A 24,683-nucleotide genomic window follows, 5' to 3' on the forward strand; every position below is an offset into this window, starting at 1 on the left:
GATACAATTCATCTTCTGTGTGAAAGCAACACGTTCAGGGAATCGATTTATGCTCGAGATGTTGATGCAGTGGTACCGCCGCCGATTTAGTGACCCGGAGGCGATCGCGCTGCTGGTTATTCTGGTAGCAGGTTTTTGCATTTTGTTCTTCTTCAGCGGCCTGTTGGCGCCGCTGCTGGTTGCGCTGGTGCTGGCCTACCTGCTGGAGTGGCCGACCGTCCGTCTGGAGCGGCTGGGCTGGTCTCGTACCTGGGCTACTACCGCGGTGATGGTGCTGTTTATCGGCATTCTGCTGCTGATGGCCTTTGTGGTAATGCCGATTGCCTGGCAGCAGGGGATTAACCTTATCCACGATATGCCCGGCATGCTGAATAAACTCTCCGATTTTGCCGCCACGTTGCCGCGTCGTTACCCAGCATTGATGGATGCGGGCATTATTGATGCGATGGCTGAAAACATGCGTACGCGGATGCTGACGCTGGGCGATTCGGTGGTCAAATATTCCGTCGCTTCGCTGGTCGGGCTGCTGACGCTCGCGGTCTATCTGGTGCTGGTGCCGCTGATGGTCTTCTTCCTGGTGAAGGATAAAGAGCAGATGCTGAACGCCGTGCGCCGCGTGCTGCCGCGTAACCGGGGTCTGGCGGGGCAGGTGTGGAAAGAGATGAACCAACAGATTACCAACTATATCCGCGGTAAGGTGCTGGAGATGATCGTCGTTGGGGTTGCTACGTGGCTTGGCTTCCTGATGTTTGGTCTTAACTACTCGCTGCTGCTTGCCGTGCTGGTTGGGCTGTCGGTACTTATTCCTTATATCGGCGCATTTGTGGTCACCATTCCGGTGGTCTGCGTGGCGCTGTTCCAGTTTGGCCTGGGCACCGAGTTCTGGAGCCTGTTTGCGGTCTATCTGATTATTCAGGGGCTGGACGGAAACCTGCTGGTACCGGTGCTGTTCTCCGAAGCCGTGAACCTTCACCCGCTGGTGATTATTCTCTCGGTAGTGATTTTCGGCGGGCTGTGGGGCTTCTGGGGCGTGTTCTTTGCGATTCCGCTGGCCACGCTGATTAAAGCGGTGGTGCACGCTTGGCCAGATGGGCTGGTGACGGAAGAAGATGTGTCGAATTGACGTGTAGCCCGGGCGAGACGTTTACGCCGACCCCGGGGAAATCCCGGCGTCGCTGCGCTCGGCCGGGCTACGTTATTGGCTTAAGAATTTGCCTGCAGCCAGCCCAGCACGATGTCGTGGTGGTTGGTGGTCTTGAAGTCGTCAAAGACGTGCTCGACTTTACCATCTGCGTCAATCAGGAAGCTGGTACGGTGAATGCCGTCATAGGTTTTGCCCATAAAGGTTTTTTCACCCCAGATGCCAAACTGCTCGCAAACCTGGTGATCTTCATCGGAGAGCAGCGTGAAGTTCAGCAGCTCTTTTTCGGCAAAGCGGGAGAGCTTTTCAGGCTTATCGGTGCTGATGCCCAGCACTTCAACGCCCACTTTTTTCAGCTCATCCATATTGTCGCGAAGGCCGCAGGCCTGCACGGTGCAGCCAGGGGTCATTGCTTTCGGGTAGAAATAGACCAGAACACGTTGTCCCTGGAAGTCGGTTAAATTTACCTGCTCGCCGTCTTGATCGGGCAAACTAAATTTCGGTGCGATATCACCGGCTTTCAGTGGGTTCATTACTCAGCTCCATCCTGTTCGTCATGCTGTGAATAATTGATCACGTTTATACTGCCTTGTGCATTGAGTTCTGTACATAGGGCTTTGAACGCTTGCTCAATATTTGATGCATTTTTCGTAGCGGGACTGTGGGCCGTAATCTGGATGAACAGCTGTGCGACGCCTTCGTTATCGCCCGGCTGCGTGCGTGACACCAGCTCGGCAATGTTCATCTCCCAGCTATCAAACAGCGCGGTAAAGCGCTCAATAATATGCGGCGAATCAGGCACCTCGACCTGCACCCAGACCGTTGCCGGCATAGCCGGACGTGGACGCGCGGTGGTACGTTTCATCACGATAAGCAGATCCAGCTCTGCGCCTTTTAGCGGCAAGGTGGACTCAATCAGCGTAATCGCATTCCAGGAACCGGAAAGCAGCATAATAAAAGTGAACTCATCCCCCAGCATGGCCAAGCGACTGTCTTCGATATTACAGCCGCAGCTGCTCACGTGACGGGTAATCGTATTGACGATGCCAGGGCGATCCGCGCCCAGGGCTGTAATGACCAGATAGTGTTGTAATGAGGCTGTCAAACCTGTTCTTCCTTTAAAAAGGTGCGGTATTCCTTAGGAAAGCATAAAAAAAACCGGCATACAACATTCTGAAGGGCTTCAGTCTCTTGCTTTTATTACAAGACCAAACGTACCATTGAGATTCATGTCCGCACGTCAGCACAGAGGATGGCCCATGTTCACGGGAAGTATTGTAGCGCTTGTCACGCCGATGGATGAAAAAGGTAATGTCGACCGTTCAAGCCTGAAAAAACTGATTGATTACCATGTCGCCAGCGGAACCTCGGCGATTGTCTCGGTAGGGACTACCGGCGAATCAGCAACGCTCAGCCACGAAGAGCATGGCGATGTCGTGATGACCACGCTGGAGCTGGCCGACGGCCGCATTCCGGTTATCGCGGGTACGGGGGCAAATGCAACCGCAGAGGCGATCAGCCTGACCCAGCGTTTTAATAATAGCGGCGTGGTAGGTTGTCTTACCGTTACCCCGTATTATAACCGTCCGACCCAGGAAGGTTTGTTCCAGCACTTCAAAACGATCGCTGAGCATACTGACCTGCCGCAAATTCTGTATAATGTGCCGTCCCGTACCGGTTGCGATATGCTGCCGGAAACCGTAGGTCGCCTGGCGAAGATTAAAAATATTATCGCGATTAAGGAAGCCACGGGGAACTTAAGCCGTGTTCATCAGATCAAAGAGCTGGTTTCAGATGACTTCATCCTGCTGAGCGGTGATGATGCAACGGGTCTGGACTTCATGCAGCTCGGCGGTCAGGGCGTTATTTCGGTGACGGCGAACGTTGCGGCGCGTGATATGGCGGAAATGTGCAAACTGGCAGCTGATGGCCAGTTTGATAAAGCGCGTATCATTAACCAGCGTCTGATGCCGCTGCACAATAAATTATTTGTCGAACCCAATCCGATCCCAGTGAAATGGGCATGTAAGGAATTGGGACTTGTGGCGACCGATACCATGCGTTTGCCGATGACACCTATCACCGACCACGGTCGTGATGTTGTGGCATCTGCATTGAAGCATGCCGGTTTGCTGTAAAGTTTAGGGAGATTTGATGGCTTACTCAGTACAGAAGTCGCGCCTGGCGAAGGTTGCGGGGGTATCGCTGGTTTTACTGCTTGCGGCCTGTAGTTCCGACTCGCGCTATAAGCGCCAGGTGAGCGGTGATGAATCCTACCTGCAAGCAACACCGTTAAGTGAACTTCACGCCCCTGCGGGCATGATTCTGCCGGTTGAAAATGGCGACTACAACATTCCAGTCGCCAACGGCAGCGGTGCCGTCGGCAAAGCGCTGGATATCCGTCCGCCGGCACAGCCGCTGGCGCTGGTTTCCGGTGCGCGTACCCAGTTTACGGGTGATACCGCCACGCTGCTGGTAGAAAATAGCCGTAGCGGTTCTCTGTGGCCGCAGGTTGTCAGCATCGTTCAGGCGAAAAACTACACCATCACCAAACGTGATGATGCTAGTCAGACGCTGACGACGGACTGGGTTGAGTGGAACCGTCTTGATGAAGACCAGCAGTACCGTGGTCGCTATCAGATCTCCGTACAGCCTCAGGGTTATCAGCAGGCTGTAAACGTGAAGCTGATTAACCTCGAACAGGCTGGCAAGCCGGTTGCTGACCGTGCTTCCCTGCAGCGTTATAGCGCTGAAATGCTGAACGTTATCTCTGCGGGCCTGGATAAGAACGCGACAGATGCCGCGAACAACGCCAGAGGCTCTGCCGGTGCAACCTTCGACGTTCAGAGCGCCGCCGATGATACCGGTCTGCCAATGCTGGTCGTCCGTGGTCCGTTCAACCAGGTGTGGCAGCGTCTGCCAGCAGCGCTGGAAAAAGTGGGCATGAAAGTGACCGATAGCACCCGCTCTCAGGGCAGCATCGCGGTGACTTACAAACCGCTGTCCGACAGCAGCTGGAGAGATCTGGGCGCAAGCGATCCGGGCATGGTATCCGGTGACTACAAACTTCAGGTCGGTGACCTGGACAACCGTAGTAGCCTGCAGTTCATCGATCCGAAAGGCCATCCGTTGACGCAGTCTCAGAATGACGCCCTGGTAGCAGCATTCCAGGCAGCATTTACGAAGTAATTAAAGAGGGCTGGAGCAATCCGGCCCTTTTTTCTGTATAGTGACGCAATCGTGTGCGTCGGCAGAAAATGCACAAATATTTATCGTAATCATCACTGGAGTGACAAAGATGCAAAAGCTAGCTGAGTTGTATCGTGGTAAAGCGAAAACCGTATACAGCACCGAAAACCCGGATCTGTTGGTACTCGAATTCCGTAACGATACGTCAGCAGGGGATGGTGCTCGCATTGAGCAGTTCGATCGTAAAGGCATGGTGAACAACAAGTTCAACCATTTCATTATGAGCAAACTGGCAGAAGCGGGGATCCCAACCCAAATGGAAGCGCTGTTGTCTGATACCGAATGCCTGGTGAAAAAGCTGGATATGGTGCCGGTGGAATGCGTTGTGCGTAACCGTGCTGCAGGATCGTTGGTGAAACGCTTAGGGATTGAAGAAGGTATCGAGCTCAATCCACCGCTGTTTGACCTGTTCCTGAAAAACGATGCGATGCACGACCCGATGGTTAACGAATCCTACTGTGAAACCTTCGGCTGGGTGAGCAAAGAGAACCTGGCGCGTATGCAGGAACTGACCTTCAAAGCGAACGACGTGCTGAAAAAGCTGTTTGACGATGCGGGCCTGATCCTGGTCGATTTCAAACTGGAGTTCGGTCTGTTTAAAGGCGAAGTGGTGCTGGGCGATGAGTTCTCGCCGGACGGCAGCCGTCTGTGGGACAAAAAGACCATGGACAAAATGGACAAAGACCGTTTCCGTCAGAGCCTGGGTGGCCTGATTGAAGCGTACGAAGAAGTGGCACATCGTTTAGGCGTTAAGCTCGACTAAGTTTTTATGCTTTCCCCGGCGTCGCTTTGCTCGACCGGGCTACCTGATTCGTAGCCCGGTCGAGCAAAGCGACGCCGGGAATCCCCGCACAACATTTCCAGTGGTAATCCCCCCCGTAACCGCCTACGATCGTATCAGTATTTCTGAGAATAAGACTGAGGTAGTTATGCGTTGGCAAGGTCGTCGCGAAAGCGACAATGTAGAAGACCGGCGGAACAGTTCGGAATCCCCGATGATGGGAGGGCGCGGCCCTGGTTTTCGCATCCCGAGCGGTAAAGGCGGCATTGTTTTGCTGATTATCGTGCTGGTGGCCGGTTACTATGGCGTGGACCTCACGGGCCTCATGACCGGTGAACCTGTAGGCCAGCAGCAAACCTCTCAGCGGGTGAGCGGCCCGAAAGATGATGAGGCGGCGAAATTTACCTCAGTTATCCTTGCCACTACGGAAGACACCTGGGCGCAGGAGTTTAAGGCGATGGGTAAAACCTATCAGCCGCCGCGTCTGGTGATGTACCGCGGTGCGACCCGTACCGGTTGCGGCACCGGGCAATCGGTAATGGGGCCGTTCTACTGCCCGACCGACAGCACGGTCTATATCGACCTCTCATTCTACGACGACATGAAAAACAAACTTGGCGCGGGCGGCGATTTTGCGCAGGGCTATGTCATTGCGCATGAAGTCGGCCACCACGTACAAAAGCTGCTGGGTATCGAGCCTAAGGTGCGCCAAATGCAGCAGGGTGCGTCGCAGGCGGAGGTGAACCGTCTGTCCGTGCGTATGGAGCTGCAGGCGGACTGCTTTGCCGGTGTCTGGGGCCATAATATGCAGAAGCAGGGTATTCTGGAAGCCGGTGACCTGGAAGAGGCGCTGAACGCCGCCCAGGCCATTGGCGATGACCGTTTGCAGCAGCAGGGTCAGGGGCGTGTGGTGCCGGATAGCTTTACGCATGGCACCTCACAGCAGCGCTATACCTGGCTGAAACGCGGCTTTGATAGCGGTGACCCGGCGCAGTGCAATACCTTTAGCAAATCGCTCTGACGACATGCCGAAGGTCATGGATGAACTGCTGGCGCACGCTGAGCGCATGGCACAGGAAGGAATTCGCCGCCTGCTGGTGATAAGCGGCGAACGCGCATGGAGCGAGCAGCAGGCCGCGGCGTTTCGCGCCGCGGTGGGTGATGATGTGCTGTGGGTCGGCCTGAGTCCGGTCTCCGAGCCCTTTTGCCCGTCATCTAAGCTGGTGACGCTGCTGGGGCGTGAGTTCCAGCACGCTATCTTCGACGCCCGCGATGGCTTTGATGTCTCCGCTTTTGCCGCACTGGCTGGCACGCTGCGGGCCGGAAGCTGGCTGATACTGCTGGTGCCGGAATGGGGCGAATGGTCCCATCAGGCCGATGTGGATTCGCTGCGCTGGAGCGACACGCCGGAACCTATCGCTACGCCGAACTTTGTCGACCATTTTTGCCGGTCGCTCTCCCGACATCCCGAGACGTTAGTCTGGCGACAGGGCGCGCCGTTGCCGTTCCTTACGTTCTCCGTAAGAGCTGACTGGCATCGTGCTAACGGCGAGCCCGCGCGCGAGCAGCAGACGATTTTAGCGGCGTTGGCGAACGCGAGCGCACCGGTATCGGTAATAACGGCAGAACGCGGGCGTGGAAAGTCAGCGCTGGCGGGTATGCATATCCAGCGTATGCCCGGTGAAGCTATCGTCACCGCGCCTTCCCGTGCTGCTGCGGAGGTCATTGCCGCCTTTGCTGGCGATCGTTTTCGCTTTATGGCTCCTGATGCGCTGCTGGCGTCGGATGAACGCGCCGACTGGCTGGTGGTTGATGAAGCCGCTGCTATCCCCGCACCACTACTCCAGAAACTTATCGCTCGCTTTCCCCGTACGCTGCTGACCACCACCGTGCAGGGTTACGAGGGCACCGGACGCGGCTTTTTACTTAAACTCTGCGCTGCGTTTCCAGAACGTCACGTTTTCACCCTCAACCAGCCTATTCGCTGGGCGGCAGGGTGCCCGCTGGAAGCGCTGGTTAACGATGCGCTGATTTTTCACGATGAGGCGTTCACGACATCGCCAACCGGTGAGGTGACGCTGGTGCCCGTTTCGCAATCCGCCTGGCGGTCCAGCCCTGAACAACCTACCGCGCTGTACCAGCTTCTTTCCGGCGCCCATTACCGCACCTCACCGCTCGACCTCCGGCGGATGATGGATGCGCCGGGTCAGCATTTTATCAGCGCGGAAACGCCGCAGGGGCTTGCTGGTGCGCTCTGGCTGGTCGATGAAGGCGGATTGTCGCCCGAGCTGAGCCAGGCAGTATGGGCGGGCTTTCGTCGTCCCCGAGGGAATCTGGTAGCACAGTCACTGGCGGCTCATGGTGGCAGCCCGCTGGCCGCGACGCTTATCGGGCGGCGTATTAGCCGGGTTGCGGTCCACCCACAGCGTCAGCGCGGGGGTATCGGACAACAGTTGATAGCGCGGGCGTGGGCGAGGGCGGCGGGATGTGACTATCTCTCGGTGAGTTTTGGTTATACCGAGGCGCTGTGGCGGTTCTGGCAGCGCTGTGGTTTTACGCTGGTGCGTATCGGCACTCAACGAGAGGCGAGCAGCGGCTGCTACGCTGCGATGGCGCTGCGCCCGCTCACCTCGGCTGGAGAGGCGCTGACGCAGCGCGAGCACCGTCGGTTGTGTCGTGAGTGGCGTTGGCTTTCCCTGTGGGTCGATGAAAAAGTGCCGCTCGCGGAAATAACCGAGACTATCCTTACAGATGATGACTGGTGGGATCTGGCCGGGTTTGCTTTTGCGCATCGCCCGATGCTGGCAGCACTCGGGAGCTTGCATAAGCTGTGTGAAGCCAGCACGCTTTCGCTGCCAGCGCTGCGCGGGCGGCTTTCCGGTGATAGCGAACCCGCTCTTTGCACTCGCCTGCGGCTGCACGGGCGAAAAGCGCTGTTGGTGCGCCTGCGTGATGAGGCAGCACAGGCTATGCTGAGTCTTGACGGTGAACGAACAAATCAACTCGCCAAACGTGTCCAACAACTGCAATTTTTTTAACTGACTCATTCAGTTAAATGGCATGGTCATTATTTTGGTGCGGCGTAAACTGACCGTCAAAACCAAGGAGACAGCCATGACACACGATCACTTTGTTGTTCAAAGCCCCGCGAAGCCCGCTCAACAGCTGCTGCTGTTGTTTCATGGCGTGGGCGATAATCCGGTGGCAATGGGACAGATCGGCAGCTGGTTTGCGCCGCTGTTTCCTGATGCGCTTATCGTTAGCGTAGGGGGGGCGGAGCCCTGTGGTCCGGCACCAGGCCGCCAGTGGTTCTCCGTGGCGGGCGTGACGGAAGAAAACCGTCAGGCACGCATTGATGCCATCATGCCGACCTTTATTGAAACCGTGCGCTACTGGCAGAAACAGAGCGGCGTGAGTCCTCAAGCGACGGCATTAATTGGCTTTTCTCAGGGGGCAATTATGTCGCTCGAGGGGATTAAAGCGGAGCCGGGGCTGGCATCACGGGTGATTGCCTTTAACGGCCGCTACGCGACGATGCCGGAAAAAGCGGACACCGCCACGACCATCCACCTGATTCACGGTGGAGAAGATCGGGTTATCGATCTTGCCTGGGCGGTGAAAGGTCAGGAGGCGCTACAGGCCGCAGGCGGCGATGTGACGCTGGATATCGTTGAGGATTTAGGCCACGCGATAGACGATCGCAGCATGCAGTTCGCGCTGGATCACCTGCGTTATACCGTGCCGAAGCACTATTTCGATGAAGCGTTGGGCGGCAGCACCCCGAAAAATGACGATCTCATCGAGATGATGTAAGTCTTGTGGGTTCCCGGCTTGCCGGGAACCTGTAGGCCGGATAAGCCAAAGCCGCCATCCGGCAATTCATGGCGGCGATGCCTGATGGCGCTGCGCTTATCAGGCCTACATGAGAGCGGCCGACTGATGAAGTGATTTATTTCTTCGGCTGGTCCTTCTTCGGCCAGTCGTCGTCATCATCCCATTTGTCGTTAAAATCACGGTGCGGAGGCAGCTCCGGTTTATCGGCGAGGAATTTTTTGTGATCGACGCGATTCAGATCTTTGATCACGTTGATAATGACCCCTACCAGAAACACCAGTACCAGAATCCACCAGTATTTTGTCAGCCAATCCATGCGCATTACCCCTTATGTTGTGCCGTCAGGCGACAAGTTGTTCCATGATGCGCTGGTACATCCGCGCCAGCATCTGCAGGTCTGCGGCGTTCACACACTCATTAATTTTATGAATGGTGGCATTCACCGGACCCAGCTCAACAACCTGCGCGCCCATCTGGGCGATAAAGCGACCATCTGACGTCCCGCCGGTGGTCAGCAGTTGTGGTTCTATTTCATTATAGTGCGCGATAGCGTTCACTACCGCGTCGACCAGTTTACCGCGTGCGGTCAGGAACGGCTGTCCGGAAATCCACCAGTCAACGCTATAACGGAGCTGATATTTATCCAGCAGGGCGATAACGCGCGATTTGATCATCTCGTCGGTTAGTTCGGTGCTGAAGCGGAAGTTGAACTGCACGAACAGATCGCCTGGGATCACGTTGTTGCTGCCAGTACCGGCCTGAATGTTGGCAATCTGCATGCTGGTCGGCGGGAAGAATTCGTTGCCCTGATCCCACTCGATCGATACCAGTTCATTCATCCACGGCGCGGCGCGGTGAACCGGGTTATCGGCGAGGTGTGGATACGCCACGTGCCCCTGAACGCCGTGAATGGTCAGGTTGCAGGTCATTGAGCCACGGCGACCGTTTTTAACCACGTCACCCACCACTTCCGTGCTGGACGGCTCGCCCACCAGGCAGTAGTCCAGGCGCTCATTGCGCGCCATCAGCGCTTCAACCACTTTTACCGTACCGTGAGTAGCGCTGGCTTCTTCATCGGAAGTGATCAGGAACGCCAGGCGACCTTTATGATTCGGGTGCTGGGCGACGAAACGTTCTGCCGCCACAACCATCGCCGCCAGCGAGCCTTTCATGTCGGCAGCGCCGCGGCCAAACAGCATGCCGTCGCGGATTGTCGGTTCAAACGGTGGGTTAATCCAGCGGTCAGCATCGCCAGCAGGCACCACGTCGGTGTGGCCTGCGAACGCCAGCGTTTCTCCTTTGCCGCGCCATGCCCAGAAGTTCTGGGTATCGCCAAAGTCCATCGGCTCAATGGTAAAACCTGCTGCACGCAGGCGTTCAATCATTAACGCCTGACAGCCCGCATCGTCCGGGCTAAGAGAAGGGCGGCGAATAAGCTGCTGAGCCAGCTCAATGACTGGGCAAGACATAAACTAGACCTCGTTATTTTCGTTATCTGAAAACAGTAGAACAGGGCCAACGGCGTTAGCGCGCTTTGGCGACCCATTGGCTATAACTGGTATCACTAAAACCCAGCAGCATAGGCTGTGCGGGCGCGCAGAGCAATGGTCGTTTGATGATAGCGGGCATTTCCAGCATCAGCGCGGCAGCGGCGTCGGCGTTGTTGATTCCGACGCGGACCTGCTCATCCAGCTTACGCCAGGTGGTGCCACGGGTATTCAGCAGCGCTTCCCATCCCAGCTCATTAATAAAGGATGCCAGCAGCTCGGGCGTCAGGCCATCAACGCGATAATCGTGAAAGCGATATTCAACCTGGTGCTCATCCAGCCAGCGGCGGGCTTTCTTGATGGTGTCGCAGTTCTTTATTCCGTAGAGAGTGGTCATGTTCCGCCTTTATATCTGCAGGTTTTAGGGGACTCGAATATACACGTAATTCAGTCCGCTGCCCGTTTTAATTTCATCCGGCCAAAGTGGCTGAAAAAAGTACAGTTTATCATGCTGTCTACGCGCTTTTACGTAGTTTGATTGCTTTGTCGTAGGGTAAATTTGTATCATATGATTCACATTCTGATAACTATTTCAGAATGTTGCTGTGCGTCACATTAAATGTCAAAATTCCGGCCCATAGTGACCTCAAGCAGTAAAGAAAGGTTGGCAGCGGCAATCAAAGTAATCGGATTAACCGTATTCACAGGTCATACATTTGTACGTAAAATACGCATAATAATAAGAGAGGTAGTTATGATCGAACGTGAACTGGGGAACTGGAAAGATTTTATTGAAGTGATGCTTCGTAAATAATTTTCAGCAATGTGATTAAAAGCGCTGTGTTCTTTCAATTACCATGATGGTGTTGTTTGCAGTACAGAGTAGTTGCATCACATAAAGGTAAAAAGGCGACATTTAAATGTCGCCTTTTCTGTTTCTGGCTTTCGCGTTCAGGCTGGCTGAAACAGCCTGAACGATTTTGTAGCAATTTACTCTGGCTTCTCTTTCAGCGGGAAGCGTCGACGTACCAGAACAAAGAACAGCGGTACGAAGAAAATGGCCAGAATGGTTGCCGAAATCATCCCGCCAACCACGCCGGTGCCCACGGCATGCTGGCCGCCGGAGCCTGCACCGGTGGTGAGGGCCATTGGCAGCACGCCGAAGATAAAGGCCAGTGAGGTCATTAAGATCGGGCGCAGACGCTGGCGACAGGCTTCAAGCGTAGCGGTCATCAGATCTTCCCCTTTCTGGTTCAGATCGTTGGCAAACTCGACGATCAGAATAGCGTTTTTCGCCGATAGCCCGATGACCGTCAGCAGACCCACCTGGAAGTACACGTCATTTTCCAACCCGCGCATCCAGGTCGCCAGCAGCGCACCGATAACCCCCAGCGGAACCACTAGCATGACCGAGAAGGGCACGGACCAGCTTTCATACAACGCTGCCAGACAGAGGAAGACAACCAGCAGCGAGATAGCATACAGCGCCGGAGCCTGTGCGCCCGACAGCCGTTCCTGATAGGACATTGCCGTCCACTCAAGGCCGAAGCCGGTTGGCAACTGCTGCACCAGGTTTTGCATCACGTCCATAGCGGTACCGGTACTGACTCCCGGCGCGGCTTCACCAATAATTTCAACCGCCGAGTAACCGTTGTAGCGCTCCAGACGCGGGGAACCAGTCTCCCAGCGTGAAGTGGCAAAGGCGGAGAACGGCACCATCTGCCCGGAATTATTGCGCACGTACCACAGATTCATATCTTCCGGCAGCATGCGGTATTTTGCGGCGGCCTGAACGTACACTTTCTTCACGCGACCGCGATCCATAAAGTCGTTCACGTAGCTTGAACCCCACGCGGTTTGCAGCGTGTCGTTGATATCATCGATAGAAACGCCCAGCGCCTGTGCTTTACGCTGATCGATATCGACCTGCAGCTGTGGGCTATCGTCCAGACCGTTGTGGCGTACGCGCGTCAACTCTGGATTGTTGCCCGCCAGCTCCAGCAGTTTGTCACGGGCAGCCATCAGCGCATCGTGTCCGGCACCGGCGTGATCCTGCAGCTCCATATCGAAACCGGCAGAGCTCCCGAGGCCGCTAATGGCCGGCGGGCTGCTGGCGTAGACACGGGCCTCTTTGATTTTATTCAGCGCTTTGGTGGCGCGTTCGATAATGGCAAACGCGGTGCCGGTTTTGCTGTCACGTTCGTCCCAGTCTTTCAGGCGCACGAACATGCGTGCGACGTTTTGACCGTTACCGCCGGGGCCGGAGCCGATGGTGGCAAAGATGGACGTGACGTTGTCTTTCTCGTTTTTGAAGAAATAATCTTCAACTTGTTCAACTACCTTCAGCGTCTGCTGTTGGGTTGAACCGCTCGGCAGCTGTACCGAGGTGGTGAACATACCGCGGTCTTCCAGCGGCAGGAATGACGAAGGCAGGCGCAGGAACAGGAACACCATACCGCCCAGCAGCAGCACGTAAATCAGCATCCAGCGCACGCTGCGATGGAGAATTCTGGCCACGCCCGACTCATAGCGGCGGGCGCTGGCATCAAAGTGGCGGTTGAACCAACCGAAGAAGCCTTTAGTGCCGTGCACTTCCCCTTTATGAATAGGCTTGAGGATCGTCGCGCATAGCGCCGGGGTCAGAATCATCGCCACCAGCACCGACAGCACCATCGCCGAAACAATGGTAATGGAGAACTGGCGATAGATTGCCCCAGTGGTGCCGCCGAAGAAGGCCATTGGAATAAAGACCGCCGACAGCACCATGGCGATGCCCACCAGCGCGCCCTGAATTTGCCCCATCGATTTGCGCGTCGCCTGCCGCGGCGTGAGCCCTTCGGTACTCATTATTCGCTCGACGTTCTCAACCACCACGATAGCATCATCCACCAGCAGGCCGATGGCGAGCACCATCGCGAACATCGTCAGGGTATTTATGCTGTATCCGCAGGCGTAGAGAATGGCGAAGGTGCCCATCAATACGACCGGTACGGCAATAGTGGGAATCAGCGTGGCGCGGAAGTTCTGCAGGAACAGGTACATCACCAGGAACACCAGCAGGATGGCTTCGAGCAGCGTTTTTACCACATCCTTGATGGAGGCTTTCACGAACGAAGTGGTCTCGTAGGCGACTTTATATTCCAGCCCGTGCGGGAAGTACTGTTTCAATTCGTCCAGACGCTGGATAACCCGCTCGGCGGTGGCCATTTCGTTGGCACCGGAGGCGAGTTTAATCCCTAAGCCGGAGGCTGGGTTGCGGTTATAACGGCTGAGGTAGTCATACTTTTCGGCACCCATTTCCACGGTGGCGACATCGCCCAACGTCACCTCTGAACCGTCCTGGTTGACGCGAAGCGTAATGTCGCGGAACTGCTGCGGCGTTTGCAGCAAAGATTGGGCGTTAATCGTGGCGTTCAGCGCCTGCTTGTCGATAGACGGTGTGCCGCCAAGCTGGCCGACCGCAATCTGGGCGTTCTGCGATTTAATGGCATTGGTCACGTCCGCAGTGGTCATCTGATAGCTGTTCAGTTTGGCCGGATCCAGCCAGATACGCATCGAATACTGCGAGCCGTAGGCGTCGATATCACCCACGCCATCAACGCGGCTGATAGGGTCCTGAACGTTACTGGCGACGTAGTCGGAAATATCCTGCTTATCCATGCTGCCGTCGGTGGAGACGAAGGCGATGGTCAGGATGTTGGTATCCCCGGTTTTTCGCACCGTAACACCCTGGGTTTGCACCGCCTGCGGCAGCTTGTTCATGGCGGTTTGTAGCTGGTTTTGCACCTGCTGCACCGCTTCATCAGGATCGGTCCCGGCGACGAAGCTTAAGGTAATCGTCGCCTGCCCGGTGGCGCTGCTTTGGGAAGACATGTACATCAGGTTATCGATACCGGTCATATTCTGCTCGATAACCTGCGTGACGGTGTTCTCCAGCGTTTGCGCGGAGGCACCAGGATAGTTAGCGGTCACACGCACGTTAGGCGGTGCCAGGTCAGGGTATTGCTCAACGGGTAATGAAAATATCGCCAGGGCCCCTGTGAGGCACAAAAGGATTGCCAGCACCCAGGCAAAAATGGGGCGATCAATAAAGAAATTCGCCATCAGGATCAGAACCTCATGTTGTTCATTTTTTTATGTACTGAATTGCGTGAAACACTGTAGCCGTAAGGCTCTCAGCAATCGTGGAGAAAAAAAGGAGATAATGTAAATTATCATTCCGCTTTTCTGAAACGGTTTGCACATCCTTACGCTATTGGCCTCACGACCTGAAACGTAATTTCATTGAAGCTGAAATTTTTTGATCTGCCACATCATACTGATAAATAGTCCCCGTTTCTGGGCAAATGGACATTGCCTGGGGGATAAGTACTCGGCTAATAAATAGGACTTATAAATATAAGGTTAATTTGGACCATAGGCTGAGAATGTATGAACCGTTTTATTAGGGTAGATAGCCAAAAATGCATTGGATGCAAGGCGTGTGAAGTAGCCTGCGTGATGTCGCATAACAATGAACAGCATGTGTTAACCCCTGCTCAGTTTATTCCGCGTATTACCACCGTGAAGATGAATAATCAGCGAGGGGCGGCAACCTGCCATCACTGTGAGGATGCCCCTTGCGCTCGTAGCTGCCCGAACGGCGCGATTCGTCAGAGTGATGATGCTATTCTGGTCGATCAGGCGAAATGTATCGGCTGCAAATCCTGCGTCGTTGCCTGCCCGTTTGGCACCATGCAGATAGTGCTGACGCCAACTGCAGAGGGGCGCGTTAAAGCGAGCGCCCACAAATGCGATCTGTGCCATGAGCGCGCGGCGGGTCCGGCGTGCGTGGAAAACTGCCCGGCGGATGCACTTCAACTGATGACCAGTCAGCAGCTTACCGATATTGCTAAAAATCGTCGCCTACAGACCGCGTGCCGGGAAGCGCAGCCGTGGCATAGCGACAGCCGCGCCGTTGCGCCGGAAGTGAAGCGCAGTAAAGTCGAGCAGATGGCACAAACGCCGACACGCGGTGAGGCCGATAAGCTCAACATTGAGGCCCGCAAAACCGGCTTTGCGGAAATCTATCTGCCGCTAAAAGAAGCGCAGGCGCAGCAGGCTTCCTCACGCTGCCTGACCTGCGGCGAGCACAGCATCTGCGAATGGACCTGCCCGCTGCACAACCATATTCCGCAGTGGATTGAACGGGTGAACGCTGGTGATATCGACGCGGCGGTAGAACTGTCGCATCAGACTAACCCACTGCCGGAAATCACCGGCCGCGTCTGCCCGCAGGATCGACTCTGCGAAGGAGCCTGCACCATTCGTGATGAACATGGTGCGGTGACTATCGGCAATATCGAACGCTATATCTCTGATCGCGCGCTGGCTAAAGGCTGGCGGCCTACCGTCGGTAACGTTGCCAGCAGCGGCAGACGAGTGGCGATTATCGGTGCTGGCCCGGCGGGGCTGGCGTGCGCCGATATTCTGGTGCGTCAGGGGGTAGAGGCGGTAGTGTTTGACCGCCACCCGGAAATTGGTGGCCTGCTGACCTTCGGCATTCCTTCCTTCAAGCTGGATAAATCGCTGATGGCGCGTCGGCGTGAAATTTTCACTGAGATGGGCATTCGCTTTGAGCTGAACTGCGAGGTGGGTAAAGATATCGCCCTGGAGACGCTGCTTGCTGATTACGACGCGGTGTTTGTCGGCGTTGGGACCTATCGCTCGATGAAGGCCGACCTGCCGAATGAAGACGCGCCGGGTGTTTACGACGCCTTGCCGTTCCTGATAGCCAACACCAAAAACGTGATGGGCATCAGTGAGCTACCTGACGAACCCTATATCAATACCAAAGGGTTGAACGTGGTGGTGCTCGGTGGCGGCGACACGGCGATGGACTGCGTGCGTACCGCACTTCGCCACGGCGCGCAAAAAGTGACCTGTGCCTATCGACGCGACGAAGCCAACATGCCGGGGTCGAAAAAAGAGGTCAAAAATGCCAAAGAAGAGGGGGCCGAGTTTGAATTTAACGTTCAGCCGGTGACCCTTGAACTGGATGAGAAGGGCCACGTGTGTGGTATTCGCCTGCTGCGTACCCAGCTTGGCGAGCCGGATGCTCAGGGCCGCCGACGTCCAATGCCAATACCAGGCAGCGAGTTTGTGATGCCCGCGGATGCGGTGATCATGGCCTTTGGCTTCCATCCGCACAGTATGCCGTGGCTCAATGCCAAGGGTGTCGATGTGGATGACTGGGGGCGCATTCGCGCCAACGTCAATTCGCCTTACCGCTACCAGACCAGCAATCCACAGATTTTCGCCGGCGGTGACGCTGTGCGTGGCGCTGATTTGGTGGTGACGGCGATGGCGGAAGGGCGGCACGCCGCGCAGGGTATTCTCGACTGGCTTGGGGTAAAAATCACTCCAGCGCATTGACGATAGCTGGGCTCGGCGGCGTAATATGTCTTATCCGTATTACGCCGTGGAGCCCGCATGTCCCTGAATATTACCGTCATCAAAGATAAAATTCTCTCCGATAACTACTTTATCCTGCGCAATATCACCTACGATTTAACCCAGCGAAACGGCGATGTGGTCCAGCACAAACGTGAAGTCTATGACCGTGGTAACGGCGCGACGGTGTTGCTGTATAACCGCCAGAAACAGAGCGTGGTACTGGTGCGTCAATTCCGTGTCGCCACCTGGGTTAACGGTAACCTCGACGGGATGCTAATCGAAACCTGCGCGGGGCTGCTGGACGATGATGAGCCGGAAGCCTGCATCCGCAAAGAGGCGATTGAAGAGACCGGCTACCAGGTGAGCAACGTGCGTAAGGTCTTCCAGCTTTATATGTCACCGGGAGGCGTTACCGAGATAGTTCACTTCTTCATTGCCGAATACGATGAGCGTCTGCGACAAAATAACGGTGGTGGGGTGGAGGATGAAGACATTGATGTGTTGGAATTGCCGTTCGCTCAGGCAATTGAGATGATTCGTAGTGGCGAAATTTGCGACGGTAAGACGGTGATTTTACTTCAGTATCTGCAAAGTTCAGGCCTTATGGCGCAATAAAGGACAATGCTCAATCCGATAATTCTGATTGAGACTCGCCGCTTCGCTAGTGAAGATACCCCCCAGTATATTGATGTTTTTTTCTTCTGGGGTTGTACCGTCCATGCGTTACCACGTTCTCCTCTTTTTCTTCTGCATCGGGTTGCTCCCGACGTCGTTGACGTGGGCGGCCCCGGCGCAGCAGCTTTTCTCTGATTGGTTAGTCACCTGTAATAACCAGAATTTCTGCGTAACGCGCAACGTGGGGTTACACCATGGTCTGGTCATGACGCTCAGTCGCAGCGCCGGGGCGCACACCGATGCCCAGCTCCGTATTGAGTTGGGTGGCCTGGTCAACCCGGTAGCGGCCGTACCGGCGATAGAGCCGCGTCTGCTGCTTGATGGTCAACCGCTTAAGCTGACCGGCGAGCACTGGAAGGTGCAGCCTAAGCTACTGACCACCGGCGATAGCGTCACCATTGATGCCTTCTTACAGCAAATTCAGGATGCCGATGCCATCACGCTGGTGAAGGGCGTTCAGGTGATGTCGCTAAAAGGGCTGAAGGCGGCGCTGCTGTTTATCGATGCCCAGCAAAAACGCGTAGGCAACGAAACGGCATGGGTGCGCAAAGGGGATGAGCCGCCGATGAGCGTACCGCCCGCACCGGCGTTGAAGTCGGCGGTGAAAGTAATTCCTGCGCCGACGCCGCTCAGCCACGACGAGTACAACGACCTGCTCGATTTCGGCACCTGGCGTATGAACAATAATCAGTGCTCACTGGATCCTGGCCGCCGTGAAGTCTGGGTGACGGCATTAAGCGATGATAAAGCATTGATAATGACCAGCTGTGAATCAGGTGCTTATAACACCATCTATCTCGGCTGGCTGGTGTCGCGCAAGAAACCCTTTATCACCACGCCCATTCGTCTTCGTCTGCCGTTCCTGCCCGCTGGCAGCGACAGCCGCGATATCGAGTTGGTCAATCTGACCTTCAATGAGAACTCGCGGGAACTGGTGACGTTGGATAAGGCCCGCGGGCTGGGCGACTGCGGCGTGCAGACGCGCTGGCGTTTTGACGGCCAGCGTTTCCGCCTGGTGCGCTACGCCGCGCAGCCAGAGTGCGATAACTGGCAAAGCGCCGACGCGTGGGCGACACAGTGGGTCTCAGGTTAACGTTTTCTGATTTCCGTAATATAGGTAACGGCCACGTTGGCGGCAAAGTTGGGTACGTCGTCAAACGCCTTCTGGCCTACTGGAGAAGCAAAGGCAGCCATCGCATCCTCTAGTGAATCAAACCACAGTTCAGAAAATCCGTCGATCGGCGAGTCGGGGTAGACCCGGCGGTCGATAGGATTCAACACATAGCCACGTAGCCCCGGCAGTTCGAGGGCAATTTTGCTGTGTACCGCCTGCCAGTGGGCCACAAACTCTTCAAAACTCTGCGTTGTTTTTTTCGTCAGCAGACCGACGTGCTTAAAACCGTTTGCCGTTGTCATCGTGTTCTCCAGCCTATCAACTCAATGATTAATTTAACTATTTAGGATGATGGCTTAACAGGCCTGCTTTGCCACATGATGATGATTCGTCATCACGTTGCATACTATGATTGATTTTATTTTGGCGATAAATGGGGGATTGGTTGCTTCTTTGTAGACATAAATTCTCCAATACGCTAAAGCATAGCGATGGCAACCCAATGGATGAACAACGATGCGAAAAACCGATAATCTTGGCGGTATTACTGCTTTTGTAACGACCGCGCAGCAGGGAAGCTTTACCGCCGCCGCAGAGCTGCTGGGGCTGACTAAATCGGCTGTAGGCAAGAGCGTGAGCCGTCTGGAAGCGCGCCTGGGACTGACGTTGTTCCTGCGTTCCACCCGCCGTTTGAGCCTGACGCCGGATGGGGAAGCCTTCCTCTCCCGCTGCCAGCAGGCCATTGATATCCTTGAGCAGGCAGAAGCGGAGCTCACCGCCCACGTCATTCACCCGGCGGGCAGGCTTCGGGTTGACCTGCCGTCGGCCTTCGGTCGGCAACGTATTCTTCCCATCCTGCTGGCGATTACCCAGCGCTACCCTGAACTGTCGCTGACGGTGACCTTTAGCGAACGCTTTGTCGATCTGATTGAAGAGGGGATCGATTTGGTGGTGCGGATCGGTGAGCTGGCTGACAGCAGCGGGCTGGTGGCCAGAAGGCTAACGACGCAGAAGCTGGTTATCTGTGCGGCTCCCGCGTATCTCAAGGCGTTCGGAGAGCCGCAGTGTGTCGATGCTCTCGCTCGTCATCGCTGCGTGGTCGGTTTTCGGCGCAATCAGCCTCTATCCTGGCTTATCAAATCGGCGGACGGAAAGATAACGCGTTTCACGCCGCCGCCCACTTTTGAGATGGCCGACGGCGACGCGATGCTTGCCGCAACGCTTGCGGGCTGTGGGCTATCGCAGCTTCCACGCTGGCTGGTGGCGGAATCATTGGCGTCGGGGGCGCTGGTCGAAGTCCTGGCCGAAACCGCCGGTGGCGAAATGCCTATCAGCGCCATCTGGCCAAAAAATCGTCAGATGCTGCCGAAAATTCGTTATGCGGTGGACGAGCTGATAAAGGCAGGGCTTGAAGGACGGCTGGATTAAAACCATAACTTTTTGGTTATAGCTGGCATAACGAAAAAGCATAGATGGATATCATGATCTTGCTATCGATAATTGGTAACATATAGACAATAAATCAATAACAAATCAAGGCGTGTTCGCAAGAGTATGGCGGCCTTCAAAGTTTACCGGGCTGTCAAAGGCGATACTAGGCGCTTCCTTCGGGAGTGCATCAGGAACGTAATTGCGCTTCACCCTTTTAGTTCGATACGTGAAAGGAACCCCAAATGGACGACCAATTAAAACAAAGTGCCCTCGATTTCCATGAATTCCCTATCCCAGGAAAAATTCAAGTCTCTCCGACTAAGCCGCTGGCAACGCAGCGCGACCTTGCGCTGGCCTACTCTCCGGGCGTAGCGGCCCCGAGCCTGGAAATCGAAAAAGACCCGCTGGCGGCGTACAAATATACGGCGCGTGGCAACCTGGTCGCGGTGGTGTCAAACGGCACCGCGGTACTCGGGTTGGGGAATATCGGCGCGCTTGCCGGTAAACCGGTGATGGAAGGCAAGGGCGTTTTGTTCAAGAAGTTCGCCGGTATTGATGTTTTCGACATCGAGGTGGACGAAACCAACCCTGATAAATTTATCGACGTGGTTGCTGCGCTGGAGCCGACTTTCGGCGGCATCAACCTGGAAGATATCAAAGCACCGGAATGTTTCTACATTGAGCAGAAACTGCGCGAGCGTATGAACATTCCTGTGTTCCATGACGATCAGCACGGTACGGCTATCATCAGCACCGCGGCTATCCTCAACGGCCTGCGCGTGGTAGAGAAAAATATCTCCGACGTGCGCATGGTGGTTTCCGGCGCGGGCGCGGCGGCGATTGCCTGTATGAACCTGCTGGTGGCGCTGGGGATGCAGAAACACAATATCGTGGTATGCGACTCGAAGGGCGTGATTTACGAAGGCCGCGAGCCCAATATGGCGGAAACCAAAGCCGCTTACGCGGTGAAGGATGACGGTAAACGCAGTCTCGACGACGTGATTGCTGATGCGGATATCTTCCTTGGCTGCTCCGGCCCGAAAGTGCTGACCCAGGAGATGGTCAAAAAGATGGCACGCGCGCCGATGATTCTGGCGCTGGCTAACCCTGAGCCAGAAATTCTGCCGCCGCTGGCGAAAGAAGTGCGTCCGGATGCCATTATCTGTACCGGCCGTTCTGACTACCCGAACCAGGTGAACAACGTGCTGTGCTTCCCGTTCATCTTCCGCGGTGCGCTGGACGTTGGCGCAACGGCGATTAACGAAGAGATGAAGCTGGCGGCAGTCCACGCGATTGCGGAACTGGCGCACGCCGAGCAGAGCGAAGTGGTAGCCTCCGCCTACGGTGACCAGGACCTGAGCTTTGGCCCAGAATATATTATTCCTAAGCCGTTCGATCCGCGTCTGATCGTTAAGATCGCTCCTGCGGTAGCGAAAGCGGCGATGGATTCCGGCGTGGCGAAGCGCCCGATTGCCGATTTCGATGCGTATATCGAAAAACTGAGCGAGTTCGTCTACAAAACCAACCTGTTCATGAAGCCGATTTTCTCGCAGGCCCGTAAAGAGCCGAAGCGCATTGTACTGGCGGAAGGGGAAGACAATCGCGTGCTGCACGCGACGCAGGAGCTGATTACGCTCGGTCTGGCGAAGCCGATTCTGATTGGCCGCCCAAGCGTCATTGAAATGCGTTTGCAGAAACTGGGCCTGCAAATTAAAGCCGGCGTGGACTTTGAAATCGTCAACAACGAGTCCGACCCGCGCTTTAAAGAGTACTGGCAGGAATACTACAGCCTGATGAAGCGCCGCGGGATTACCCAGGAGCAGGCGCAGCGTGAAATGCGCAGCAACACCACCGCGATTGGCTCCATTATGGTGCTGCGCGGCGAAGCTGACGGCATGATCTGCGGCACCATCGGTGACTACCATGAGCACTTCAGCGCCGTACAGCCGCTGTTTGGCTACCGCGACGGCGTTCACACCGCGGGCGCAATGAATGCGCTGCTGCTGCCAAGCGGCAACACCTTTATTGCCGATACCTACGTCAACAATGACCCAACGCCAGAACAGATTGCTGAAATCACCCTGATGGCGGCGGAAAGCGTGCGTCGTTTTGGTATTGAACCGCGCGTGGCGCTGCTGTCACACTCTAACTTTGGCTCGTCCGATTGCCCATCAGCCAGCAAAATGCGCGATGCGCTGGAACTGGTGAAGGCACGTGCGCCTGAGCTGATGATTGACGGTGAGATGCACGGCGATGCCGCGCTGGTGGAAAGCATTCGTAATGACCGTATGCCGGACAGCCCGCTGAAAGGCTCTGCGAATATCCTGGTGATGCCAAATATGGAAGCGGCGCGTATCAGCTACAACCTGCTGCGCGTATCCAGTTCTGAAGGGGTAACCGTGGGGCCAGTGCTGATGGGGGTATCGAAGCCGGTACATATCCTGACGCCGATTGCTTCCGTCCGCCGCATCGTTAACATGGTGGCGCTGGCGGTAGTCGAAGCGCAGACCCAGCCGCTGTAACAATGTAGCCCGGGGAGGCATTCACGCCGACCCCGGGAATGGCACCGAGCTAATCCCGGCGGCACTTCGCTTGGCCGGGCTACAGGAGCCAGTCTTTCACTTTGATAAATTCGCTTAAGGCGGCTTCCGGGCTGCCTTCTTCCGGCTGGTAGTTATACTCCCAGCGCACCAGCGGTGGCATCGACATCAAAATCGACTCCGTGCGCCCGCCGGTCTGTAGGCCGAACAGCGTGCCGCGGTCCCACACCAGATTAAACTCCACGTAGCGCCCGCGGCGATAGAGTTGGAAATCGCGCTCACGTTCGCCGTACGCCATCGCTTTTCGTCGTTCAACAATTGGCAGGTAGGCATCGGTGAAGCCTTTCCCTACCGCTTGCATAAAGCCAAAGCAGTGGTCGAAATCAGGCGTATTCAGGTCGTCAAAGAACAAGCCGCCAATGCCGCGCTGCTCGTTGCGGTGCTTGAGATGAAAATAATCATCGCACCACTTTTTATAGCGCGGATAGACATCCTCGCCAAACGGCAGACACAGGTCTCGGGCGACAGTGTGCCAGTGCACCGCATCTTCCTGAAAACCGTAGTAGGGCGTTAAATCGAAGCCGCCGCCAAACCACCATACCGGCTCAGCGCCCGGTTTTTCGGCGATAAAGAAGCGGACGTTAGCGTGGCTTGTCGGCACGTATGGGTTGCGCGGGTGTACCACCAGCGACACGCCCATGGCTTCAAAACTGCGTCCGGCAAGTTCAGGGCGATGTGCCGTTGCTGATGCGGGCATCGCATCGCCATGGACGTGGGAGAAGTTCACCCCGGCCTGTTCAAAGACGCTGCCATCGCGCAGTACTCGGCTGCGACCGCCGCCGCCAGCTTCACGCTGCCAGCTATCTTCAATAAAGGTGCTGCCATCTACGCGCTCAAGCTGCTGACAGATATCGTCCTGCAGCTTGAGCAGAAAGGCTTTCACCTGCTGTACGTTGATGGTCATTAACGTCTCTTCGCGTGGGCTTTCTGGTTATCAAACCAGTGGAAGTAGCTGATGATGCCGGAAGCAATCGCATCGGCAATTTTCTGCCTGAACGCGGCGGTACCCAGCAGCTTCTCTTCTCCTGGGTTGGTGATAAACGAGGTTTCCACCAGCACTGAAGGAATGGACGGCGACTTCAGCACCACAAATGCGGCCTGTTCTGTACTGCGACTGTGCAGCTTGTGCACCGGCTTAATTTTCTTCAGCACGTGCGAGCCGAGCGTCAGGCTGTTTTTAATGGTGTCGGTCTGAACGAGGTCAAACAGCACCTGCTGGAGCAGGTGGTCTTTATCCTTGGCCTTTTTACCGGCGAGTTCATCGGCGGCGTTCTCTTTGTCCGACAGGTATTTTGCCATGGCGCTACTGGCCCCACGGTTAGAAAGGGCAAACACCGATGCGCCCGCCGCTGAAGGGTTAGTAAAGCCGTCCGCGTGAATCGACATAAACAGATCCGCGCCGTGCTGATGGGCAATTTCGACCCTGTCGTAAAGCGGAATAAAGGTGTCGCCCGAGCGGGTCAATTTGGCATCGATACCGTTCTTCTGCAAAATAGCGCGGACGTTTTTGGCAATCGCCAGCACCACGTGTTTCTCTTTCGAACCGTTATGCCCAATGGCGCCGGTATCAATACCGCCGTGGCCTGGGTCCAGCATCACTAAGCGTCTGCCCGACGATTTCTTCGCCGGTTTGCTGTGACCGTTGCTGGTTTTTAAATTGGTCTCTTTAGCGACTGCCTGAGAGGCGATCCCCGACAGCGTGAGTGCAGCCAGTCCGGCTTTTAGCACCTGGCGGCGCGAAGTCAGTATTTTTAAGGGTTTAAAAGTGCTCATTCCGGCCTGAGTTGTAAAAACAAGAATCCATATGTTATATCGTATCGAGAATTTCGTTACGACTGTTCGTGATGAGAATTGTTTTACTTTTCATTTCAATACGTGTCTGTACCGTATTATGCCATTTTTTTCACTGTGCCGCGTCAGATATTGGCTAAATTGC

The 24,683-nt window shown here is 55.6% G+C and carries 22 protein-coding genes; 13 read left to right on the forward strand and 9 right to left on the reverse strand.

Annotated features, from left to right (window positions below):
- Window positions 1–49: 49 nt before the first annotated feature.
- Window positions 50–1,123, forward strand: coding sequence for an AI-2E family transporter (locus MY052_RS06600; protein ID WP_035891470.1), 1,074 nt, complete (start codon window positions 50–52; stop codon window positions 1,121–1,123).
- An 80-nt stretch (window positions 1,124–1,203) separates the two neighbouring features.
- Here MY052_RS06600 and bcp read toward each other — a convergent pair whose 3' ends face one another.
- Together bcp and MY052_RS06610 are read right to left on the reverse strand one after the other, a co-directional pair.
- Window positions 1,204–1,674 (reverse strand): thioredoxin-dependent thiol peroxidase, encoded by a 471-nt coding sequence (gene bcp, locus MY052_RS06605; protein WP_115073789.1) that lies wholly within the window; start codon window positions 1,672–1,674, stop codon window positions 1,204–1,206.
- Window positions 1,674–2,246, reverse strand: a complete 573-nt coding sequence (locus MY052_RS06610; RefSeq protein WP_035891472.1) for a glycine cleavage system transcriptional repressor — start codon at window positions 2,244–2,246, stop codon at window positions 1,674–1,676. The genes bcp and MY052_RS06610 overlap by 1 nt, the downstream gene beginning before the upstream one ends.
- A gap of 154 nt (window positions 2,247–2,400) precedes the next feature.
- Between MY052_RS06610 and dapA the strand changes: the two genes are divergently transcribed.
- The 6 genes from dapA to ypfH all read left to right on the forward strand — a co-directional run bounded on the left by dapA (window position 2,401) and on the right by ypfH (window position 8,984).
- Complete coding sequence (dapA, locus tag MY052_RS06615) at window positions 2,401–3,279, forward strand: 4-hydroxy-tetrahydrodipicolinate synthase (protein ID WP_035891474.1); 879 nt, start codon at window positions 2,401–2,403, stop codon at window positions 3,277–3,279.
- 16 nt (window positions 3,280–3,295) lie between these two features.
- Window positions 3,296–4,330: an outer membrane protein assembly factor BamC gene (bamC, locus tag MY052_RS06620; protein WP_035891476.1), complete on the forward strand. Its 1,035-nt coding sequence runs from the start codon at window positions 3,296–3,298 to the stop codon at window positions 4,328–4,330.
- A gap of 109 nt (window positions 4,331–4,439) precedes the next feature.
- Window positions 4,440–5,153 (forward strand): phosphoribosylaminoimidazolesuccinocarboxamide synthase, encoded by a 714-nt coding sequence (gene purC, locus MY052_RS06625; protein WP_035891480.1) that lies wholly within the window; start codon window positions 4,440–4,442, stop codon window positions 5,151–5,153.
- Between the two features lie 166 nt (window positions 5,154–5,319).
- Window positions 5,320–6,192 (forward strand): KPN_02809 family neutral zinc metallopeptidase, encoded by an 873-nt coding sequence (ypfJ, locus tag MY052_RS06630; RefSeq protein WP_123650249.1) that lies wholly within the window; start codon window positions 5,320–5,322, stop codon window positions 6,190–6,192.
- 16 nt (window positions 6,193–6,208) lie between these two features.
- On the forward strand, window positions 6,209–8,209 hold the full coding sequence (locus tag MY052_RS06635) for a tRNA(Met) cytidine acetyltransferase TmcA (RefSeq protein ID WP_248538906.1): 2,001 nt from the start codon (window positions 6,209–6,211) through the stop codon (window positions 8,207–8,209).
- Window positions 8,210–8,285: 76 nt separating this feature from the next.
- Complete coding sequence (gene ypfH, locus MY052_RS06640) at window positions 8,286–8,984, forward strand: esterase (protein ID WP_123650248.1); 699 nt, start codon at window positions 8,286–8,288, stop codon at window positions 8,982–8,984.
- 136 nt (window positions 8,985–9,120) lie between these two features.
- Here ypfH and MY052_RS06645 read toward each other — a convergent pair whose 3' ends face one another.
- Genes MY052_RS06645 through MY052_RS06655 form a run of 3 tightly spaced genes read right to left on the reverse strand, consistent with a single transcriptional unit; the run spans window position 9,121 to window position 10,889 of the window.
- Entirely contained in the window at window positions 9,121–9,321 is a 201-nt protein-coding gene (locus MY052_RS06645; RefSeq protein ID WP_035891485.1) for a YpfN family protein, read from the reverse strand.
- Between the two features lie 25 nt (window positions 9,322–9,346).
- Entirely contained in the window at window positions 9,347–10,474 is a 1,128-nt protein-coding gene (gene dapE, locus MY052_RS06650) for a succinyl-diaminopimelate desuccinylase (RefSeq protein ID WP_035891487.1), read from the reverse strand.
- A 55-nt stretch (window positions 10,475–10,529) separates the two neighbouring features.
- The gene (locus MY052_RS06655; RefSeq protein ID WP_248538401.1) at window positions 10,530–10,889 is read right to left on the reverse strand and encodes an ArsC family reductase; all 360 of its coding nucleotides are present in this window, start codon (window positions 10,887–10,889) and stop codon (window positions 10,530–10,532) included.
- A gap of 357 nt (window positions 10,890–11,246) precedes the next feature.
- Here MY052_RS06655 and ypfM point away from each other — a divergent pair, with 357 nt between their 5' ends.
- A complete protein-coding gene (gene ypfM, locus MY052_RS06660; protein ID WP_001386977.1) occupies window positions 11,247–11,306 on the forward strand; it encodes a protein YpfM in 60 nt (19 codons plus the stop codon).
- Window positions 11,307–11,482: 176 nt separating this feature from the next.
- Here the strand turns inward: ypfM and acrD are convergent, their stop codons facing one another.
- On the reverse strand, window positions 11,483–14,596 hold the full coding sequence (acrD, locus tag MY052_RS06665; RefSeq protein WP_035891490.1) for a multidrug efflux RND transporter permease AcrD: 3,114 nt from the start codon (window positions 14,594–14,596) through the stop codon (window positions 11,483–11,485).
- A gap of 327 nt (window positions 14,597–14,923) precedes the next feature.
- On the opposite strand from acrD, the gene aegA reads away from it, so the two are divergent.
- The 3 genes from aegA (at window position 14,924) to MY052_RS06680 (ending at window position 18,695) form a co-directional block, all read left to right on the forward strand.
- Complete coding sequence (gene aegA, locus MY052_RS06670) at window positions 14,924–16,906, forward strand: formate-dependent uric acid utilization protein AegA (protein WP_248538402.1); 1,983 nt, start codon at window positions 14,924–14,926, stop codon at window positions 16,904–16,906.
- A gap of 57 nt (window positions 16,907–16,963) precedes the next feature.
- On the forward strand, window positions 16,964–17,542 hold the full coding sequence (gene nudK / locus MY052_RS06675; protein ID WP_035891494.1) for a GDP-mannose pyrophosphatase NudK: 579 nt from the start codon (window positions 16,964–16,966) through the stop codon (window positions 17,540–17,542).
- A 103-nt stretch (window positions 17,543–17,645) separates the two neighbouring features.
- Window positions 17,646–18,695 carry a DUF1176 domain-containing protein gene (locus MY052_RS06680; protein WP_248538403.1) on the forward strand — a complete coding sequence of 350 codons (1,050 nt, stop codon included), beginning with the start codon at window positions 17,646–17,648 and terminating at the stop codon, window positions 18,693–18,695.
- Here MY052_RS06680 and MY052_RS06685 read toward each other — a convergent pair.
- Window positions 18,692–19,018 (reverse strand): EthD family reductase, encoded by a 327-nt coding sequence (locus MY052_RS06685; protein ID WP_123650244.1) that lies wholly within the window; start codon window positions 19,016–19,018, stop codon window positions 18,692–18,694. The genes MY052_RS06680 and MY052_RS06685 overlap by 4 nt on opposite strands.
- A 214-nt stretch (window positions 19,019–19,232) precedes the next feature.
- Here MY052_RS06685 and MY052_RS06690 point away from each other — a divergent pair, with 214 nt between their 5' ends.
- Both MY052_RS06690 and maeB read left to right on the forward strand, forming a co-directional pair.
- Window positions 19,233–20,144: a LysR family transcriptional regulator gene (locus tag MY052_RS06690; protein WP_248538404.1), complete on the forward strand. Its 912-nt coding sequence runs from the start codon at window positions 19,233–19,235 to the stop codon at window positions 20,142–20,144.
- Between the two features lie 245 nt (window positions 20,145–20,389).
- Window positions 20,390–22,669, forward strand: coding sequence for an NADP-dependent malic enzyme (maeB, locus tag MY052_RS06695; RefSeq protein ID WP_248538405.1), 2,280 nt, complete (start codon window positions 20,390–20,392; stop codon window positions 22,667–22,669).
- A 79-nt stretch (window positions 22,670–22,748) separates the two neighbouring features.
- Here maeB and hemF read toward each other — a convergent pair whose 3' ends face one another.
- Window positions 22,749–23,651, reverse strand: coding sequence for an oxygen-dependent coproporphyrinogen oxidase (gene hemF / locus MY052_RS06700; protein ID WP_202217461.1), 903 nt, complete (start codon window positions 23,649–23,651; stop codon window positions 22,749–22,751).
- Window positions 23,651–24,520 carry an N-acetylmuramoyl-L-alanine amidase AmiA gene (amiA, locus tag MY052_RS06705; protein ID WP_035891505.1) on the reverse strand — a complete coding sequence of 290 codons (870 nt, stop codon included), beginning with the start codon at window positions 24,518–24,520 and terminating at the stop codon, window positions 23,651–23,653. Before amiA ends, hemF begins: the two co-directional genes overlap by 1 nt.
- Window positions 24,521–24,683 lie beyond the last annotated feature (163 nt).

The sequence above is a fragment of the Kluyvera ascorbata genome, from assembly GCF_023195735.1.
Lineage (GTDB): Bacteria > Pseudomonadota > Gammaproteobacteria > Enterobacterales > Enterobacteriaceae > Kluyvera > Kluyvera ascorbata.